Genomic DNA, 19,670 nt, shown 5'->3' with positions numbered 1-19,670 from the left:
CTTAAATCCCGGAAAACGGCGCCGAACCCGGAAATAAGCCTGCCCAGCCGGCTTAAATCCCGGAAAACGGCGCCGAACCCGGAAATAAGCCTGCCCAGCCGGCTTAAATCTCCGAAAATGGCGCCAAACCCGGAAATAAGCCTGCCTAGCCGGCTTATCCAATTCAACAAAAAAACCTTTCATGATTTCGCGCCGATAGCGCCTTATCATGAAAGGTTTTTGCTAGTTAGTCCGCCTACATAGCGCTTCCGTCATTAAGTAGGAGATCGTCGCTTCGGCTCCGCAGTTGATGTTAGGGCCGTACGGAGTAAGTCCGTCGCAGCAGCTTCCGTCTTGCGGATCGGCGACGGGGACGTGGAGGTCATTCGCGCCGTAATACCATTCCCTGCATAAGTGGAGAAGCGCGTCATAATGAGATTGTGAATCGGAACTCGGTTGACCTAAAGTACCGTGAAGATCGGAACGGGTTCTCCTCGGTAAACCGTCGTCTCTCCGGCCACCAAGATCGCCTACGCTAACATCGCCAGCCCTAAAATCGCCTATCCTAAGATCGCCTGACCGCGGACCGCGGGCACTGCCGACTAACCGCTCACTGCCGACCATCCGCTCACTGCCGACTAACCGCTCACTCCCGACCATCCGCTCACTGCCGACTAACCGCTCACTCCCGACCATCCGCTCACTGCCGACTAACCGTTCACTTCCGACCACCCTCTCACTGCCGACTAACCGTTCACTGCCGACTAACCGCTCACTGCCGACTAACCGCTCACTGCCGACCATCCGCTCACTGCCAACTAACCGTTCACTTCCGACCATCCGCTCACTGCCGACTAACCGTTCACTGCCGACCACCCTATCACTGCCGACAAGCTGCTCACTCCCAACCAACCGCTCGCTGCGATCTCTTTGCGCAATTCGATCGGCCTTCGCGGCTTCTTCCAAAGCAAGCGCAAGCTTAAACATTTCCAGCGGCTGTTGATCCCATCGGCTCACCGATCCTGAGTCCGAAGTACACCATTTTTCGTTCCCGATCGGTCGTAACCACCCTTCCTCGACGGTCATGACTTCGAGCAGGAAAGATAGGCTTTCTTTCCCCGTTGCGTAGGTTTCGGGGCGACGCGTGTAGCGGTACGCACGTAGCATTGCCCAAGGGAGCACACCGTTGCTATAAGTCATCGCGGGTTCGAACCAACGCCAATCGCCATCGGAGAAGTCTCTGAAAGCACGGTTAAGAAGCAGCTCCAGTCGGCTTAAATGATGCTTAAGCTCTTCCCGAACATCAAGAGGTAGATCGATCAATCCGTTCTTGGATGCTTCGAGCAAATGAGCGCAAGTCGCCATGACGAAAGCCTGGCCGCGCAAGGAATCGATCTTGCCCATCGTAGGAACCGCTCGTTCCACGATAACACGGGCCGTTTCCCGGGCCGGACCGGAGAGACGAATCCAAGCGTCCGAGCACGCCCATATCGAGCGGCCTTGGCAATCGTGGGAAATCTCCTCCGGTTCTAACGAACGATCGTAGGAGAAATTATTGAGCCACCAACCGTTTTCATTTTGCGCCCAAAGCATGAACGCCATATAAATGTCGGCCAACCGGTTAAGCTCGATCCGATCCTCTGCTCGTAGTTGATTATCCCCGAGCTCGTTCTGATCCGCCGTCCGCTGTTGATTATTCCCAAGCTCGATCCGATCCTCTGCTCGTAGTTGATTATCCCCGAGCTCGTTCTGATCCGCCGTCCGCTGTTGATTATTCCCAAGCTCGATCCGATCCTCTGCTCGTAGTTGATTATCCCCGAGCTCGTTCTGATCCGCCGTCCGCTGTTGATTATTCCCAAGCTCAATCCGATCCTCTGCTCGCAGTTGATTATCCCCGGGCTCGTTACGATCCGCCGACCCCGGTCGATCATTCCCGATAGATAGCCATTCCGTTACCGTCCACAACGCTCTCGCGTTGTCGTCCGTCGTGTAGCCTTCCCGACGTCGCGGGATACGCCCGAGAGCATGCTCGAGCAAACCCGTGTCGTCCGTCAATCGGCGCAAATGGGCGAAAGAAGGTTGCGCCGATGGACTGCTGATCCTGCCACTAACCGACATAGGCAATCTTATCCCGTTGTTCCGCAATCACTTGCTGGAATAACCGCAAATGCTGCGCCCCTACATGAGGCCAGTGCATGCTTCGCCCGATATCCGATATGACCCGTTCCCAGTTTTCCAACCTGCCGGGATAAGTAAACACTTCGATGAGCTTGGAGCTCCAAGCTTCGACGTCGCCGAACGGAAGGAGCATTTCTCCGTACCCTTGTACCAAATCTTTGGCATATTCGTAAGGGGTAGAGAGAATCGGTCTTCCCAATCCCGCGGCATAAGCCAACGTTCCGCTTGTAATTTGCCCCATCCCCGGATAAGGAGTGACATACAGATCGCATGCGGAAATCAGATCCGTCAGTTGGTCTTCCGGCACATACCGGTTGATCCATTGCACATGATGCTCCAATCCCAGTTCCTTGATTAACGAGATTAATTCTTCGCGATAGTTTTCTCCTTCATGCTTGCGAACTTCCGGGTGAGTCTGACCGGCGATGACGTACAGCAATTCCGGGACGGCATGAACGGCGGAAGCCATCGCGCGCAGAATCAATTCGATGCCTTTGCTGCGTCCAAGCAGACCGAAAGTAAACAGAACTTTGCGATTAACCCATCCCGCCTCTTGTCTGGCGTACAAGCGGTTAGCCCGGTTGGGAACGGGAGTCCCATGCGGAATAAAAGTGATTTTCTCGGGAGAGATATCGAAGTTAGCCTGTAAATAGCCGCTTGCTTTGCGGTTCATGACGAGAAGATGATCGCTCCATTGCGCGATTTCTTTTTGCAAGTTCGCATAGGGAGCAACAGGGTTTTCGAAAACGGTATGAAAGGTCGTCACGACCGGTTTTTTCACGCGTCGCAGAAAGTCGAGAACATGAGAGCCGGCTTCACCGCCGAAAATTCCGAATTCATGCTGGAGAGAAACGACGTCCACGTTGCTTTGATTGATCGCATCGGCTACTCTTCGATATTCGTCTTGCTCTTGTTTAACGAGAGGGAACATCCACGGCTCCCGATAGTCCGCGATTTCTTCCGAATTGCACATGGTCACGACCGGATCTAGCGGGCGATTTCCTTTGGCATGATTGATCGCTTCGCGTAAATGGTGCGTGTAGGTGGCAAGTCCGCATTTTTTGGGAATATAAGTACTCACATAAGCGATCTGAGGAAGACGGTTGTTCATCGGCGTTGCACCTCCAAGTTACGATTGCATACGGCTTCGTGTAAAATATGGGGACCAACCTGCATGCCGGATCCGAAAATACATTCGTTCAATTGAGCTCCAGCGCGAACTTTACAACGATCCCATAAGATGGAGTTGGCTAAACGTACCTGATTGCCGATACGGCTGCCGTTGCCAACGACGGCATAGGGCCCGATAATCGCCCGATCTCCGATCGTAACGTCATCCCCGATCATCACCGGAGGCACGAACAATACGCCTTGACCGATCCGGACATTGTCGCCTAGCCAGATGCTTCTATCCTCCATTTCTTTGCCTTTGATTCCGACCGGGAAACGCCGATCGAGCAGATCCCAGTGAAGCTGGCGATACCGTTCTTTGGTTCCCATGTCCATCCAGTATCCGCCGAGGGGATGACCGTACACTCCGCTGCCGTTCTCGATCAAGAGCGGGAACGTTTCTTTCTCGATGGATACCGATCGTCCGGAAGGGACCAAGTCGAGCGCGCTCCGTTCCATAATGTATATGCCGGCATTGATCCGATTTGACGGTGCTTCTTCTTTTTTCGGTTTTTCGATAAAACGGACGATTTGCCCGATTTCGGTTTGCTCGACGACTCCGTAATGCGAAGGATCGTCTACTTCCGTCAGGCAGATGGTTGCCAGACCGCCATGGCTTTCATGGAAACGAAGGGCCGAAGCCAGATCGACCTGATGGATAATATCCGCGTTGACAACGATAAATCGCTCGGATAACAGATGCTCCGCGTTCTTGATCGCGCCGGCCGTTCCTAGCAATTCCTTCTCCACCGAATAATCGATCCGAACGCCGTATTTGGAGCCGTCCCCGAGATGGCTTTCGATTAACTCGCGATAATGTTTAACGGCGATGACGAATTCAAGTATTCCTTGGTCTTTGTAATGCAGGAGAAGGTGCTCTAACCAAGGGCGATTACCCACCAGGGCCATCGGCTTCGGAAGATGTTCCGTTAAAGGGCGCAATCTGGTTCCTAAACCGCCAGCAAGAAATAATGCTTTCATGATAGGATCAACCTCCGTTTAATTGATGTATTCCCCGTAGGGTCAACTCACTACCATTAAACGCAATCTTTCAAGGTTCAATCACCTCCGTGAAAAAAAAACGACGCTTCCCGAACCGCGAAAGCGTAGGGAAGCGTCAGTATCGATTAGAGGTTCTTTTTCAATAAAGTAGGCGGCGATGTTCTGTTTCGTTCAGAAGATGAGCTTAACCCCGGTCGTTATGTTGAAGAGGAAACGGAAGCATATGCTAAAGCCTACTTTACCTGAAAAAGGAATTTACTGCAACCATTATCCAGATTGCTTGTCCGCTCGTCGACGGACGATATTCGAGTTTAGACTCGGTTTCTGCGCCCCGTAAACAGGGAGACGATAAACAAAATCAAGAAGATGAAGAACAATATTTTCGCGATTCCCGCGGCTGCGCTGACTATTCCTCCGAAACCGAAGATCGCCGCCACGATAGCAACTATAAAAAAGATCAAAGCCCAATGTAACATATGAATTCCTCCTTTTGTACGGATCGGTCTGTATAATTGGCAAGCGACCGTTTCCCGTGCTTGTCCTTAGTTACCCTGTGTTTGCGGGGATGAATCTCTCGTACCGCGTTGTTTCGGGAACCGCATGCCAGGGGTAATGTAAAGAAACAACGGTAAGGCAGAAACGGAGGGGCGCTGTTGGATAACAACGATATTATGACTTGGAGTATCGCGATCGCCGCGGTGGCGTTTGTCGTCTTGTGCGGTTTTCTCATCTCTCTATTAAGGACTGCGCAAAGTTCGCTCGTTACCGCGCAATCCGCCATGCAGGAAGTGAAGGAAACCGTCGAAGGTTTGCAAGGCGAGGTGAAGAAATTAGCGGAAAGCGTCAACGATGTTGCGGAAGATATTAGAGGGAAGCTTCAGTCTACGGATCCTTTGTTCGACGCCGTTCAGGATGTGGGAATGCTGCTAAGCGAAGTAACGGGAACGGCGCGAGAGGCAACGAAAGGTTTAGCGCATTCGATTCGCAAACAGGCGGCTTCCATTGAAGAAGGCGACGTTGTTACTCCGTCATGGCTACGGTGGGCAAAGTTAGGTTCGCGAATTGCATTGAGTATTCATAAAGGATGGAAACAGCAAAGGGAGCAATCCTATTCCCTCGGGAAGGAGGAAATCTAAATGTTGATTTCTTGGCTGATTTTGTTTTCTTCTATTACGAACGGGGGGGCTGCGCCTGCCGCGGCTGCTCCGGTAACTGCCGTATATCCGCAACCGGCGTCGCAGCAATTGATATTGGATGGAATCGAGTTGGGCGCCAAGGGCGCCGAAGTAAAAGAAGCATGGGGGAACCCTAGCAAGATCGTTTCCGACGAATGGAGCAGCGATTGCGAGATTTGGAGCTACAAAGGCGGGAAAAACGTCGGAATGTGCGACGATAACGTTTCCTACGTTCAAGTGATGGCCGACGCGAAGAAAGCCAATTTGAACGGAACCGATATCGCGATGGTAAACAAGGATTTACGCCAAGCGCTAGGCAAGCCCGAGTTTAAGGCCGAAGACGGCTGGGGGATCGTAAGAGGCTCGGATGCGATAAAAGTATTTGTCGACGAAAAAGGGAAACTCGTGTCGGTGGATCTTTTTCCCGAACCGTGTCCATTATAACCGCGTTAACAAACTCATGTTTCAATAGAGATAGACAGGTGTAATAGTGAGCATCCCCAAAGGATAGAGGAGGAGAAAACAATGAAAGCATACGCTAAGCTCGTAAACAATGGACTGGAAGCATTTGACGTCGTGAACGAACTTCATCGCCAAGGGTACATGGAGAAAGATATCTACGTATTGGCGCATGAAGCGGATCAAACGAACCGATTGGCGGATGCCACGGATTCGAATAAGGTCGGTTTAGCCGAAGAGGGCATGTTCGAGACGGTGGCGAATTTGTTCCGGAACCGCGGAGACGCGCTTCGCAATAAGATTGAATCGATGGGATTCGACTCCTACGAGGCAAGCGTGTACGAAGCGGAATTGGATAAGGGCAAAGTTCTGGTCATGGCCCGTCATTAAGCCGAACAATCAATCAAACATCATGCGGAATAAAAATATTTTATTAACCGGTAATTAGGTGTTTCAAAAAATGCAATAAAGGGTTATAACCAATTGAAGAGCAGTTTGAAATAGGAATGGAGGAATGAGGACGGAAAAACCGTCTCTCATTCCTTATTTCGCGTTTGCCGAGGAGACTATGTGATGACCGTATTGATCGTCGACGACAATGCCATGAACGTAATGGTAATACAGGAAATGCTGAAGAGGGCGGGATACGACGACTTTCGCGTCGCTTATTCCGCCGGAGAAATGTTCGAATTGCTGACCAACGTCAGCAATGGGAACGATGTAGAGACGCCGCGGGTCGATTTGATTTTGCTGGATTTAATGATGCCCGTTATGGATGGGATCGAAGCCTGCAGAATATTGCAGAGTAATCCTCTCTATAAAGACATTCCGGTCATTATCGTCACCGCTATCGGAGATTCAAGAAAGCTTGCGGAAGCTCTAGACGCGGGAGCAATCGATTTCGTCACGAAACCGATTAATAAAACCGAGCTGCTGGCGAGAATGCGTTCCGCGCTTAAGTTAAAGCGAGAGCTTGATTGGCATAAGGAACGGGATTCCAGAATGCGGCAGGAGCTATTGCTTGCCCGTCAGGTCCAAGAATCCGTGCTGCCGGATCAAGTGGATACTTCCGACGTACGGATCAAAGCTTATTTTCAAGCTTCGGAAGCTTTGGCGGGCGATCTGTACGCATGGCACAGAATTAGCGACAAACGTTGGGCAATCGCGGTGATCGATGCGATGGGGCATGGGATATCTTCCTCGCTCGTCAGCATGTTTATCGCGTCGATACTGAAAGAATCCATGCGGACGCATTATTCTCCGGAGAGGGTATTAACCGAGCTTAATCGGCGGTTAATGGGACTCCAGTGGGAAAACGAGCTCATTCATTATTTCTGCACCGGGATCTACGTAACGATTGATCTGGAACTAGGCGAACTCGAATATGCCAATGCAGGCCATCCGTCCGGTTTCGTTTACCGCGCGCACGATCGAAAGCCGGAGAAGTTATTCGTCAGCTCCGCTCCGATGGGTTTGTTCGAAAAGATAGATATCGTAACCCGCAAAGTCGCTCTATCGTCCGGGGATCGTCTCTATTTGTTTACGGACGGGATATTAGGTCCTTTTCACGGAGATGACGAGGCGCAGTTGGAACAATTGGCGACATTTCTCCATCAGAATGGCGAAAACGATTATAACTTGGAGCAGCTCATCTCCGCCAAGCCGTTTGACGGTCGATCGGATGATCGCTGTCTCGTTAAAGTAGAGGTAAGGACGGGGGGAGTGCGGCATGAAAATTAAGACGAAGCTAAGCATCGGATTCTCGCTGCTGCTGCTCCTCTTAGTCGGCGTCACCTCGTTCGGCTATATTCGGTTAAGCCAAATGAATCAATCCATTAACCATTTTTACGATTATCGTTTCGAGAAGGTTAAGATAGCGCTCGCCGTCCGAGGAGAAATCAATGCCACGGGTCGTATCATGAACGACATTACGATCGGCGATCAAGATACCGCGGAAGGTATCGATGCGATATCGGCCGGGCTAACGAAGGCGGGAGATCACTTTAAGACATTAACCGATCTTGAACTTTCGCCTGACGAACAAGACGTGATGGACGGAGTCATGATACTGGCCGAGGAGTATACCCTCTCGCTCGGGAAATTCATCGATCTCTTAAAATCGGGCAAAGTGAATGAAGCCAAGAAGCTCTATACCGATAGTCTTCGCGACGAGCAAAGACAGATCATCGATTCGATGGACGGTTTAGTGAAAACGCAGGAAAACGCCTTAGTAGAGGAAATGGCGGACTCCCGGGAGTTGTACGACCGTTCGGTGCAGATGGTTGCCATTCTCACGATCGTTGGCTTGATGTTAGGCTTGGCAATCGTGATGTGGGTATTCCCGAGCATAACGAAAGGATTAAATTTACTTGAACGAATGGCCGACCGTTTCGGTAAAGGACGCCTTCGCGGATTTGCCCGCTTCGAAATTAAGTCGCAAGACGAGCTCGGTCAATTGGCTCAAGTATTCAAGATCATCGCGCTCGACCTTCAAGTAAAGAACGAACGGGAAGCGATGTTATCCGCCATTCAGCAAAGACAAGCAAGAATGAACGCCCAAATTGCCAAAGTGACGGAATTCATGCAGGAGGGAACGAATGCAAGACTTGTCGCCCAGTCTTTCATCTCGGAGTTCGCCCCCGTGTTGGGCGCTTCTTACGGGCTCGTCTATTTAACGGATCCTACCAACGGTATCGATCAATTGGAGCTCTCGGGTTCTTATGCGATCTTAATCGAAGGGACGGAAGAGGGGATTGTCGCCGCACCGTTAACCATTCGACCGGGAGAAGGCTTAACGGGTCAATGTTATCGGGATGCCCAACCGATCGTGTTGGAGGGAGTTCCGGAAGGTTACGTTAAAGTCGGTTCCGGTCTCGGTTCTACGGATCCTAAAGCGATCGCCATCCAACCTATCCTATACGAGAATAACGTGATAGGGGTTATCGAGCTGGCGTCGATCACGGGATTTAATTCGGAGCAGAAGGAACTGTTGAACTCGCTCAGCGACAAGCTGGGAACGATTCTTAACAACATCCATTCCCGTTCCAGGGTGGAGGAGTTGCTAAGGGAATCCCAGGCGATGACGGAGGAACTGCAAGTTCAGTCCGAAGAGCTGGTTTGTCAGCAGGAGGAACTGAGAGAAACGAACGACAAGTTGGAGCAACAGCAAAAAGATTTGAAGAAATCGGAGCAACGCCTTCAACAACAGCAGGAACAATTGGAGGAAGCGAATAAGGAACTTACGGTGAAGAAGCTAGCCTTGGAGCAACAGATCGATCGTGTCGAAATGCAGAACCGGCAAATCGCCGAAGTCAATTCCGAGCTTGAACGCCAAGCGCTTCAACTGGCTTTGACCAGCAAATATAAATCCGAATTTCTCGCGAATATGTCCCACGAGTTAAGAACGCCGCTTAACAGCTTGTTGATCTTGTCGGAATTTCTCGTGGAGAACAATGAGAAGAATTTAACCGAGCAGCAGAGGGAATATATGAAGACGATTCATCTTTCGGGCAATGATTTGCTGAAAATGATCGACGAGATACTGGACCTGTCCAAGGTCGATGCCGGGAAAATGGAAGTCCATGCGGAGTGGACGGTGCTTGGCGATCTCTCGCTATTCCTGAACGATCTATTTACGCCGCTCGCTTCATCGAAGATGTTATCGCTGACGCTGGATAACGCCGACGATATTCCGGGCGCGATCTGGACGGACGGCCATCGTTTGAAGCAGATTTTACGTAACCTATTGTCCAATGCGATTAAATTTACGGACTCGGGATCCGTTTCGTTTACGATAAGGAGGCCGAATGATCGGGAATTGAAACCGGACAGGATGGAAGCGGAGACGCGGTACATCGCCTTATCCGTTACCGATACCGGGATCGGGATTCCTCGGGACAAGCACGAGCTCGTATTCGAAGCTTTCCGTCAAGCGGACGGCACGACAAGCCGGAAATACGGGGGGACCGGACTGGGACTCACGATCAGCAAGGAACTGGCCCACTTGCTCGGAGGATGGATTTACATGGAGAGCGAGCCGGGCAAAGGCAGTACTTTCACTCTCGTAATACCGGAACAGCATTCCTTCGAGGATTATTTCGACGAGCCGCATTCTTCCGAGTTGACAGCCGCAACCTCGGAACTGATCTTCGACGCGGAAACGGAGCTTAGACCGGAAGATGAGCGATCCGGCTTGTCCGAGGCAATCCAAGATTCGTTTATTGCCGAGGAGTCCGAGTCGCCTGAAGACAATCGGAATCGTATAAACAAACTTCCCGATCGGGAATCGACATTCAAGAACAAGAAAATCCTGCTAGTAGACGATGACGTCCGTAACGTGTTCACGCTGTCCAGCGTGCTGGAACATCGGAACATGCGGGTCGTTACTGCCGAGAATGGCCGCGAAGCCCTGAACGTTCTGGAACGGGATTCCGATATCGATCTCGTTCTGATGGATATTATGATGCCGGTCATGGACGGTTATGAAACGATGAGAAGGATACGGGCAAGCGAGGCTTGGAACAAGCTCCCGATCATCGCCTTGACGGCCAAAGCTATGAAGGATGACCGCAATAAGTGCATTGAAGCCGGCGCGTCCGACTATATCACAAAACCGGTTAATACGGATCAACTTCTATCCCTGATGAGAGTGTGGTTGCATCGATGAGCCAGCATCGTTCCTCTGATGGCGAACTGGAGAAAATCGAGACGGTTTTGTTGTTGGAAGGGATATATCGCAGATACGGTTACGATTTCCGAAACTATTCGTATGCGTCCATTCATCGCCGAATCTGGCATCGTATTCACTTGGAGGGTCTATCGAATGTTTCATCTCTTCAAGAGCAGGTCATGCACGACTCGGATGCTTTCTTTCGGCTGTTGGGCGATTTCTTCATTCCCGTAACGGAAATGTTTCGCGATCCGGAGACGTTCCTCGTTTTCAGAAGAGACGTCGTTCCCTTATTGCGGGATCTCCCCTATATCCGTATATGGCATGCCGGCTGCTCTACGGGCGAAGAGGTTCACTCCATGGCGATATTGCTTCACGAGGAAGGGTTGCTTGACAAGACCCGCATCTATGCGACGGATATTAACGAGGACGCTTTGCAAAGAGCGAAGGACGGCATGATTTCGATCGATAGAATGAAGCAATATACGAAAAATTATCAAGCGGCGGGCGGCACGCGGTCTTTCTCGGACTATTACGATTCCGATCATGGCGTCGTCATGCTCAAGCCGCATCTACGCCGTAATACCGTAATCGCGCGCCACAATCTGGTGACGGATAGCTCGTTTAACGAATTCCATGTCATCCTGTGCCGCAATGTGATGATCTATTTTAATAACAAGCTAAGAGATCAGGTTCACAAGTTAATCTACGAGAGCTTGGCGTTGGAGGGATTTCTGATCGTCGGAGGGAAAGAATCCTTATCCTTCACCCCCCTGGCTGACCGTTACGAAACTCGCAATAGCCCGAATCGGATATTTCGCAAAATCCGCTAAGAAGGGTTACGCGAATCGCTAGTTGCTCATGTGTTGCCGTTGTTCAAGCCAGGCCGAGGGGGCGCTCCAAGGTTCAAAGCGCCTGCTTCGGGGTATACCTAGTATGTAGGCGAATATTAGACTATCCCGGATAGGAGGGGTCTTGCATGACTGTAACTATCGGTATTTTCGAACAAGAAGAAAAGGTATTGGAAGCCATTCGGTTTCTTCGAAATGCGGGAGTAGACGCTAACGGAATCAGGGTCATCGTTAGTAATCGGGAAGGCGCACCGTTATTGGCTTCTAATGGAGAAGTCAATCTGGAGGAGCTGTACGAAATCCAAGAGACCCGCGGAGACGAAGAGGAAGTCGGACTCCCCTTGGCGGCCGCGCCGCTCGCCGGAGGATTTCCGGTAGGGATGGGTACTTCGTTAGGCGCGAATCCGGCAGGCGTAATCATTGCCGGGTACGATTCCGAGACGGGATCGGGAAGCGAGAAGACGCTTCGCGAGATCGGAATTCCGGACGATGCGGCGGAAAGCTGCAGAAGAGCGGTGGAATCGGGAAGTTACGTCCTTATGGCGGAAGCTTCTTCGGAAATAAGCCTATCGGCATTGCTAAGCGATGCGGGAGCTCATGAAACGATGAGTTGATCTTGTTTTCATTAAAACGGCTATCGTCATCCGAAAGGGCGACGATAGCCGTTTACTCTTTGCTTGCTAACCGAATTAGGAAACTGTAACCGAGCGATCAGGCCGAACGATGGATGCGACGGGATGATCCAAGCCAAGTAACCGGTCGCGAATGATTTCCGCTCCTAACATGCTGTAGATCGTACCGTTTCCTCCATAACCTAGGCAATAATACTGTCCGGGGCGTTCGGGATCCTCTCCGAGATAAGGCAGCCCGTCCGCGGATTCTCCGAAAGTCGCGCACCATTCATATCGGATTCGCGGAGTCCATTCGGGAAACAGCTTATGCAGTTCCGAGAGCAATCTCATCGAGCGGCTTCGGAGCTCTTGATCGGATAAGACGGGTTGGCGGATGTTCTCGTCCAAGCCGCCGACTACGATTCGATTATCGACCGTCGTCCTGACGTACAAGTATGGTCTGGCGGTTTCCCATAACAGGAAACGTTCGTGCCAGTCGGCTAAGGAATCGATCGGATCGGTGACGATAGCGTAAGAACGATTTATCAATGCTCTTATCCAATGTCCGCCGGCGGATTCCGGAACGTATCCAACCGCGTAAATGACATGCTCGGCCTCGATTTTCCCGCCGTTCGTGTTCACGACATACCCGCCTGTCGTTGGTTCTACGGAGAGCATGGCTGTATTCTCGTGAATGATCAAGCCTTTAAGACGAGCCTCTTCGGCTAAGGAGTGGACGAACAAATATGGGTTTACTTCGCCATCGCCGCGAGTCACGATCGCCGCCGCCTTGCGAAAGGGGAAATGATTCGCAATCCGGCTTTCCTCCCACCATTCGGCATCGAAGCCGTTCCGGTGAAGTATTTCATATTCTCTTCGCAGCATAGGGACATCCTCGGCCTCGGAGGCGTAGTATAGACTATTGCGGCGTTTAAAATCGACCTTCCTGCGCAATCCGTCCGCGATATCGCTGAGACGTTCCGTCGCTTTCTTGCATGCTTGATAGAATTTAACGGCGGTTTGTTCGCCTAACCGGTCGGCAAACTCGCTTAATAGGGTGTCGTTCGAATATTGGAGAAGTCCCGTATTCGCGGACGTGCTCCCGGAGGCAATCGTCTTCTGTTCGACGAGAACGGTATCGATGCCGCTCGTGGCCAGTACGTATCCGCAAATGACGCCGGACATCCCTCCGCCGATGATGACGACGCGGGTCCGAATGGATTTATCAAGGGCTGGAAAGCGATCGGGCTCCGTATAAGTACCGGGCCAAAATAAATTGCCAAAATGTAGGTTCATGGGTTGCCTCCAATGATGCAGCATAACAACAAAACTTCCAAAAGAAGAAACTGGAAGCTCGGCTGCTAATCAGTAATTAAACCAGGGGCTATTTTCCTAAACGATACCTTATAGGATACCGAAAAAAGAATTAGGTATTCGGGAAAGCAATCCAATCTAAAGGTATTTTCCGAAATCGCCTGTTTCAAAGAGTGGATAAGTGGGTTATTACAATAAGAGTCGGTATTTAGAAACGCAAGAAAAAGCGTACGATCCAATAGGAAGGTGGAGGTTGGTCATGGAAACGAATAAATTCACGCTCCGCACCGAGAATCGGGAAGGACAGACGATCTTGTTCTTAGGAGGGGAGTTCGATTTGGAAGTGGCTACGCAAGTCAGAGCAGCTATGGAGCCGCTAATCGAGCTTACCGATCGCAGGTTAACGTTGAACCTTCGGGATCTAAAATACATTGACAGTACCGGAATCGGAATTCTTATTTCCATCGTTAAAGCCAGACATACGCGGAATGCGTCTTTTGACGTAGAACATGTCCCGGTACATATTCGCAAATTGTTCGACATGACGGGCATATCCCCATTTCTGGCGCAAGCGGGCTCCTATTAACCGAGAGAGGAATGAGATTAGACTCCCATGACAAAAGAAAATAGTGTAACGATAACCGTTCCGGCGTCGCCGGAATACGTGGACTTGGTGCGGCTTACTTTATTCGGAATAGCTAGCAAGTTGAAATTTACGTTCGAGGATATCGAGGATATGAAGGTTGCGGTATCCGAGGCATGCAATAACGCTGTGCTTCATGCATACGGAGAAGATGACGGCAACATCGAGGTGCAGTTTATTTCGAATGCCGAAGAACTGTCCATCATCGTACGCGATTTCGGCCGTAGCTTTAAGGTTGTCGAGAATAAAGAGACGCCTGCGCTACACGGGAAATCCATTAACGAAATCCAGTCGGGCGGATTGGGTCTATACTTGATGCAAGCTCTTATGGATCGGGTAGACGTGCAGAACGATGGCGGTACGACGATCACATTAACGAAGAAACGGTTGAAATCCGAAGAGACGGCATGAGCCTATCCTCTTCCGCGCGTCAGCCCGACGACGCGATGACCCTATTGCTCGAATATCAGAAAACGTTATGCAACGATTTAGCGGATCGGCTCATTCGAATTTACGAGCCGTTGGTTAAGATGGCATCCAACAAAATGTCGCGCAACCGACCGGATTTGATAGACGATCTGTTCCAGGTCGGACAGATGTCTTTATTCCGGTTGCTTAAGCAGTTCGATCCGACGCTTGGAATGCCGTTCGAGCCATATGCCATGAAGAGCATTATCGGTCACATGAAAAATTACTTAAGGGACAAATCCTGGTACATTCAAGTGCCTAGACGGATTAAAGAAAAAGGACTCGTCGTGCAGCAGGCCATAGACGAGCTTACGGGTAAACTGGAGCGTTCCCCTAACGTGGAGGAAATCGCAGCGCATCTGGGGCTCGAAACGGAGGAAACGCTCGAAATATTAGCCGGCCGGGATCTATACCATTTCGTGTCCTTAGACACTCCGATATCGGACGACGATAGTACGGCGGTGCTAGGCGAATTGATCGGATCGCCGGTAGACGATTTCTCGGCATTGGATCTGAAGCTCGACCTGCAAGAGGCGATGGCGCAGTTAAAGCCGGAAGAACGGCAGGTACTGCTCATGGTATTCGAAAGCGGTCTCTCGCAACGATCGATCGCCGATGAACTAGGCGTATCGCAGATGAGCATATCGCGGATTCAGAAGCGGGCGATCGATAAGCTCAAACTATTGATTCATGACGCGGAAACGCAATAAAAAGAGTTCAAACTTAACGTTTCAATCTCTGCGGAACGGTGTAATAATCCTTACCGGAAAGAGTAACTATTCCGCAAAGGAGTGGGAAAGATGACGGTTAAATATCGGATTCCGTGCTCGGAAACGGACATTTACGTGCTGGATAAGGGAGATTCTTTTCATCTCACGATCGGTTCGCGAGTAAATCCGCTCAGCTATGGCAATAAGATCTCAGACTACGTTTCGTTAGGCAAGGCGATCGACGCGGCGGATAAGTTTTGCGCCATGTTTAAGCTCTCCAAGGAATACGGATATCATTTGGAAGGCTCCGCGTTCGAGAAAGACGGAATGCCACCTATTCCCGTACCGGAGTGGTTGGAGGGAGAGGTTAGCGTCGAAGCAATGCGAGAGCAGCTTGACAGGAATGCCCGGCAATATGAAGCTTAACCGAATCAAGCGATAGTTACTGCCGATGCCCGGATTAACGGGCATCGGTTAATTGCGTCATCAAGGTTGTTGCACGCTAAGGCGGCTATCGATCGCGTAGCTGTCTACAGAAGGATGTAACTTTATGCTAAGTCGATCCGTTAATAAGGGCTGTGGGCTGCGTGTGGGGGAGAATACGGGTTGAGGTCAGCGCTAGAAGGGGACAAGCTTTCTTCAATGTTATAATGGTTAATCGACAGCCTCGTAGGTCCCGTTAGCGATCAGCACCTTAAGAAACGGACTTGACTTGCGCGCTCCGCGATTAGCTTCAGGCGTTCGTTGTCGTGCAGAACCGACGGGGGGAGTAACCGAAACGAAAATCATCCCTCGCCTACGAATAGGAAAGGGATGAATTGAAATCCGCTTTATTAGTTATTGTGCAGGATCGTTCACAAGTCCTTCTTCGTTGAGCTGTTGCTCGTTTTTCATTCTTTCCATATCTTTGCCGAGCCGCTTCATATCCGCGAAGTCTTGAACCATCGATCCGTTGAGGGCGGTTTCGATCGACTTGGTCGGAATCGGCGCGGAAGGCTTACGATCTTCCGAACCGTCGAAGACGGCGGGATCGCCGCCGCCTTTAAGCGCGTTCTTGCTTTTGGATTCCTCGGAGTTCATGTTTCCCTCTCCCTTCGCGCGGAATGCTAGTTCATCTTCTGATCAGGCTGCTGTTCATCCTTGAACTCTTTCTTGCTTTCGTCCTTCCAGGATTGAACCTCATCTTTGGCCGTGGATATTGCGGAACGCGTTTTATCCATGATATCGGTTGCGTGCTGACCTACTTGCTTGGCAAGTTCTTGGGTTTTGTTACCTGCTTCGGACAACGCCTGCTTGGTGCGATCCTGTACGGAATTGTAGCGGTCGCGAATATCGACGCGTAATTCCCGTCCCGATTTCGGAGCGAGCAGAAGAGCGGCTGTAGCTCCGATAACCCCGCCGATTAATGCGCCTTTTAATGTTCCGCGTGTGTCTGCCATTTGTAATTCCTCCTCTTCATTCGATACGTTCATGTAGAGAATTTACCCGATTACGGCAAATTGAAACGCGCACTTCCCAGAGGGCTGCGCTTTCGACTACAATAGGAACAGGTAAAAAAGCGGACAACTTGGCGAAAGCGAGGACGGACATGGATTACAAAGAGACAACCAGAACCGGTCCGGTGCAATGGGGAGCGATTTCCTTTCGTAACCGGGAGGATCGGCGATGGAGACCGTTAGATATCGGATTGGTGCTTTTACTGACGATCATATCGGCAATTATGACATTTACGGATTTGGGTAATCGTTCCGCTCCGCAAACGTTCTGGAAGCCGGACAAGATAGGCGACCACTTTACGGTCGATTTCGGAGAGCTGCGGACGGTCGACCGGATTAATCTGTACGAGGGACCGGGCGCGAAAGGAAATACCAAAATCGAATCGTCGAAAGATGGTCAAACTTGGGAACCCTATTTGGAAGTCGAGCACAAAACGAATCGGGTTTTCACGTGGAAACTGGAAGAGAAAAAGGTCGAAGCGCGCTACATGCGTTATACGACGGAGAAGACCGGGTACCGTCTCTATGAAGCGGCTTTTTTCACCGATGGCGTTAAAGCTCCGATTCCGGTAGAGAATATCCAATCCGGCAGCGACAATTCCTTGACCTCCGAAGGCAGCGGCTTCGAGGTGTTCGACGAACAGGAGCTCGCTCCCTACCGGCCGGATTACCGCAACGGAATGTACTTCGACGAGATTTACCACGGTCGCACCGCGTATGAATTCGTCGAGCTAATGGAGCCTTACGAGAACACGCACCCTCCTCTAGGTAAAGTGATTCTAGCCATCGGCGTGAAAATGTTCGATATGACGCCTTACGGCTGGAGATTCATGGCCGGTGTCGTCGGGACGTTGATGGTGCCGATCTTCTACGCGGCGGCAAAGGGAATGTTCCAAAGAACTAGATATGCGTTTCTTGCGGCGCTGCTGCTTGTTCTGGAGGGCTTCCATCTCGTTCATTCGCGCTCTTCCAACGTCGATATCATCGGGGTCACGTTTACGATCGTGATGTTCTACGCGATGTACAGGTTCGGCGAAACCGCTTGGCGAAACGGAGGGTTCCGACGAAGCCTCGGGTATCTCGCGCTTAGCGGGCTGTTCTTCGGAGCGGCTGCAGCGGTGAAGTGGAACTACTTGTACGGCGGTGCCGGCTTGGCGATCTTGCTCGCGTTCGCGCTTATCCGCCGCTGGCGGGAAGGTCGGATGGAGGGCGACTTCGACTACGCAAGGCGGATAATACTGACCCTTATGGCTTGCGTGATTTTGTTCGTGGCCGTGCCGGTCGGGGTATATACGGCTTCCTACGAACCGTATATTAAAGCGACTAAAGCGGATGATAGCTACAAAGACCTGTGGCAATATCAGAAAAACATGTACCATTACCATAAAGGCGTCAAAGAAGAACATCCTTATGCATCCAAGTGGTACACTTGGCCGTTGATGATACGTCCGGTCTGGTATTACGGAGGCAAGGATCTGGAGAAAGGCGATGCGCAGAGCATCGCGGCGATCGGAAATCCTTTGATCTGGTGGGGCGGATTGTTGGCCATGCTGGCTTCATGGTGGATAGGATGGCGACGAAAGGATCGGATCGTGCTCACGCTTGCCGTAGCCTACTTATCGTTCTATGTTCCATGGATGGTCGCTCCGCGAAGTATCACGTTCCTATATCATTATTTTCCTATGGTTCCGCTGCTGATCTTATCGATCGTCTGGATGCTTCGCTGGTTCGAGGAGCGCAATTATTACAACGGTCGACGGATAACGATCGCTACCGTAGTCGTAGCCGCAGGATTACTAATATGGTTCTATCCGATCTACACGGGGATGACTATAAGCCGCGAGTGGATGAACATCGCGATTCGATGGTTGCCTAGCTGGGGGTTCTAGAAGGGGGGTTCGTCAGTCGTGCAGAAAGCATGTTTTCTTTCCGTTGTCGTTCCGATGTACAACGAGGAAGAGGTTATCGAAGTGACCTACCGACGATTGAAGGCGGTTCTGGACAAGCTCGGGGAATCGTACGAAATCGTCTTCGTCAATGACGGTAGCCGGGATAAAACCTCGGATATCGTTCGAGGGTTCTGCGCCGGGGATTCGAATGTGAAGATGGTGGACTTTTCGCGGAATTTCGGTCATCAGATCGCGGTAACCGCGGGAATGGACCATTCCAGCGGCAGAACGGTCGTATTGATCGACGCGGACTTGCAAGATCCGCCGGAGTTGATCGTCGATATGGTCGCCAAGTGGCGCGAAGGCTATGATGTCGTTTACGGCAAACGGATCGAGCGTAAAGGCGAGTCGTGGTTTAAGAAAATGACGGCGGCGATATTCTATCGGCTCCTTCGTTCGATGACGTCCGTGAACATTCCGGTGGATACGGGAGATTTCCGGCTGATGGACCGCAAAGTATGCGATGCGCTAACCTCCATGCGGGAACGCAGCCGCTTCATCAGAGGAATGGTCAGTTGGGCGGGCTTTAAGCAAACTTCCGTCGATTACGTGCGGGATGAACGGTTCGCGGGGGAAACCAAATACCCGCTTCGCAAAATGATTCGATTGTCGCTGGACGCGATGACTTCCTTTTCCACAAAACCGCTTAAGATAGCCAGCGTGCTGGGATTCGTATTGTCGGCGATCGGATTCGTATACTTGTTCATCGTATTGTATCAGCGGCTCTTCACGGATACGACCACGCAAGGTTGGACATCCATGATCGCGATTAGCCTGTTGTTTCACGGCATAACCTTATCGCTTCTTGGCGTGCTGGGAGAGTATATTGGGCGCACGTACGAGGAATCGAAAGGACGACCGTTATATCTCGTCTCGGACGTGGTCGGTTTCTCCGCGGATGCCGAGAGCTCGCGCGATCGGAATCGGGAAGTAGAGAAGGTCGGCATCGGTCGCTAAACGCTAACTCCCCGGCTTCCGTTCGGGGAGTTTTTAATG

Annotated in this window: 20 protein-coding genes; 13 read left to right on the top strand and 7 right to left on the bottom strand. The window is 51.1% G+C overall.

Annotated elements, in window-relative coordinates; genetic code table 11:
• Window positions 1-222: 222 nt before the first annotated feature.
• The 4 genes from HH215_RS37035 to HH215_RS15065 form a co-directional block, all read right to left on the bottom strand.
• The gene (locus HH215_RS37035; RefSeq protein WP_510549637.1) at window positions 223-2,097 is read right to left on the bottom strand and encodes a hypothetical protein; all 1,875 of its coding nucleotides are present in this window, start codon (window positions 2,095-2,097) and stop codon (window positions 223-225) included.
• Window positions 2,087-3,268 carry a glycosyltransferase family 4 protein gene (locus HH215_RS15075; RefSeq protein WP_169280652.1) on the bottom strand — a complete coding sequence of 394 codons (1,182 nt, stop codon included), beginning with the start codon at window positions 3,266-3,268 and terminating at the stop codon, window positions 2,087-2,089. The genes HH215_RS37035 and HH215_RS15075 overlap by 11 nt, the downstream gene beginning before the upstream one ends.
• Entirely contained in the window at window positions 3,265-4,308 is a 1,044-nt protein-coding gene (locus HH215_RS15070) for a nucleotidyltransferase family protein (RefSeq protein ID WP_169280651.1), read from the bottom strand. Before HH215_RS15070 ends, HH215_RS15075 begins: the two co-directional genes overlap by 4 nt.
• Before the next feature lie 332 nt (window positions 4,309-4,640).
• On the bottom strand, window positions 4,641-4,805 hold the full coding sequence (locus tag HH215_RS15065; RefSeq protein WP_169280650.1) for a DUF1328 domain-containing protein: 165 nt from the start codon (window positions 4,803-4,805) through the stop codon (window positions 4,641-4,643).
• Between the two features lie 177 nt (window positions 4,806-4,982).
• On the opposite strand from HH215_RS15065, the gene HH215_RS15060 reads away from it, so the two are divergent.
• From HH215_RS15060 to HH215_RS15030, 7 genes are all read left to right on the top strand, one after another.
• Window positions 4,983-5,465, top strand: coding sequence for a DUF948 domain-containing protein (locus HH215_RS15060; protein ID WP_169280649.1), 483 nt, complete (start codon window positions 4,983-4,985; stop codon window positions 5,463-5,465).
• On the top strand, window positions 5,466-5,948 hold the full coding sequence (locus HH215_RS15055) for a hypothetical protein (protein WP_169280648.1): 483 nt from the start codon (window positions 5,466-5,468) through the stop codon (window positions 5,946-5,948).
• Window positions 5,949-6,029: 81 nt separating this feature from the next.
• Window positions 6,030-6,353, top strand: coding sequence for a YflT domain-containing protein (locus HH215_RS15050; protein WP_169280647.1), 324 nt, complete (start codon window positions 6,030-6,032; stop codon window positions 6,351-6,353).
• Window positions 6,354-6,536: 183 nt separating this feature from the next.
• On the top strand, window positions 6,537-7,703 hold the full coding sequence (locus tag HH215_RS15045) for a fused response regulator/phosphatase (protein ID WP_169280646.1): 1,167 nt from the start codon (window positions 6,537-6,539) through the stop codon (window positions 7,701-7,703).
• On the top strand, window positions 7,693-10,629 hold the full coding sequence (locus HH215_RS15040) for a response regulator (protein WP_169280645.1): 2,937 nt from the start codon (window positions 7,693-7,695) through the stop codon (window positions 10,627-10,629). The genes HH215_RS15045 and HH215_RS15040 overlap by 11 nt, the downstream gene beginning before the upstream one ends.
• Complete coding sequence (locus tag HH215_RS15035; protein WP_169280644.1) at window positions 10,626-11,465, top strand: CheR family methyltransferase; 840 nt, start codon at window positions 10,626-10,628, stop codon at window positions 11,463-11,465. Before HH215_RS15040 ends, HH215_RS15035 begins: the two co-directional genes overlap by 4 nt.
• A 146-nt stretch (window positions 11,466-11,611) precedes the next feature.
• Entirely contained in the window at window positions 11,612-12,097 is a 486-nt protein-coding gene (locus HH215_RS15030; RefSeq protein WP_169280643.1) for a general stress protein, read from the top strand.
• Window positions 12,098-12,172: 75 nt separating this feature from the next.
• Here the strand turns inward: HH215_RS15030 and HH215_RS15025 are convergent, their stop codons facing one another.
• Window positions 12,173-13,390, bottom strand: a complete 1,218-nt coding sequence (locus tag HH215_RS15025; protein WP_169280642.1) for an NAD(P)/FAD-dependent oxidoreductase — start codon at window positions 13,388-13,390, stop codon at window positions 12,173-12,175.
• Window positions 13,391-13,667: 277 nt separating this feature from the next.
• Between HH215_RS15025 and HH215_RS15020 the strand changes: the two genes are divergently transcribed.
• The 4 genes from HH215_RS15020 to HH215_RS15005 all read left to right on the top strand — a co-directional run bounded on the left by HH215_RS15020 (window position 13,668) and on the right by HH215_RS15005 (window position 15,655).
• Window positions 13,668-13,994, top strand: a complete 327-nt coding sequence (locus HH215_RS15020; protein WP_169280641.1) for an STAS domain-containing protein — start codon at window positions 13,668-13,670, stop codon at window positions 13,992-13,994.
• 27 nt (window positions 13,995-14,021) lie between these two features.
• Window positions 14,022-14,462: an anti-sigma B factor RsbW gene (gene rsbW, locus HH215_RS15015; protein ID WP_169280640.1), complete on the top strand. Its 441-nt coding sequence runs from the start codon at window positions 14,022-14,024 to the stop codon at window positions 14,460-14,462.
• On the top strand, window positions 14,459-15,229 hold the full coding sequence (locus HH215_RS15010) for a sigma-70 family RNA polymerase sigma factor (protein ID WP_169280639.1): 771 nt from the start codon (window positions 14,459-14,461) through the stop codon (window positions 15,227-15,229). The genes rsbW and HH215_RS15010 overlap by 4 nt, the downstream gene beginning before the upstream one ends.
• Before the next feature lie 90 nt (window positions 15,230-15,319).
• The gene (locus HH215_RS15005) at window positions 15,320-15,655 is read left to right on the top strand and encodes a hypothetical protein (RefSeq protein ID WP_169280638.1); all 336 of its coding nucleotides are present in this window, start codon (window positions 15,320-15,322) and stop codon (window positions 15,653-15,655) included.
• A gap of 411 nt (window positions 15,656-16,066) precedes the next feature.
• Here the strand turns inward: HH215_RS15005 and HH215_RS15000 are convergent, their stop codons facing one another.
• The gene (locus HH215_RS15000) at window positions 16,067-16,309 is read right to left on the bottom strand and encodes a hypothetical protein (protein ID WP_169280637.1); all 243 of its coding nucleotides are present in this window, start codon (window positions 16,307-16,309) and stop codon (window positions 16,067-16,069) included.
• Between the two features lie 26 nt (window positions 16,310-16,335).
• On the bottom strand, window positions 16,336-16,668 hold the full coding sequence (locus HH215_RS14995) for a YtxH domain-containing protein (RefSeq protein ID WP_169280636.1): 333 nt from the start codon (window positions 16,666-16,668) through the stop codon (window positions 16,336-16,338).
• A 149-nt stretch (window positions 16,669-16,817) separates the two neighbouring features.
• Between HH215_RS14995 and HH215_RS14990 the strand changes: the two genes are divergently transcribed.
• Window positions 16,818-18,614, top strand: coding sequence for a glycosyltransferase family 39 protein (locus HH215_RS14990; protein ID WP_169280635.1), 1,797 nt, complete (start codon window positions 16,818-16,820; stop codon window positions 18,612-18,614).
• An 18-nt stretch (window positions 18,615-18,632) separates the two neighbouring features.
• On the top strand, window positions 18,633-19,631 hold the full coding sequence (locus HH215_RS14985; protein WP_169280634.1) for a glycosyltransferase family 2 protein: 999 nt from the start codon (window positions 18,633-18,635) through the stop codon (window positions 19,629-19,631).
• The last annotated feature ends 39 nt before the right edge of the window (window positions 19,632-19,670 follow it).

Origin of the sequence: Cohnella herbarum (genome assembly GCF_012849095.1) — a bacterium.
GTDB classification, from domain to species: domain Bacteria; phylum Bacillota; class Bacilli; order Paenibacillales; family Paenibacillaceae; genus Cohnella; species Cohnella herbarum.
The sequence above is the reverse complement of the archived record's forward strand: the minus strand, read 5'-3'. Positions and strand labels throughout refer to the sequence as shown.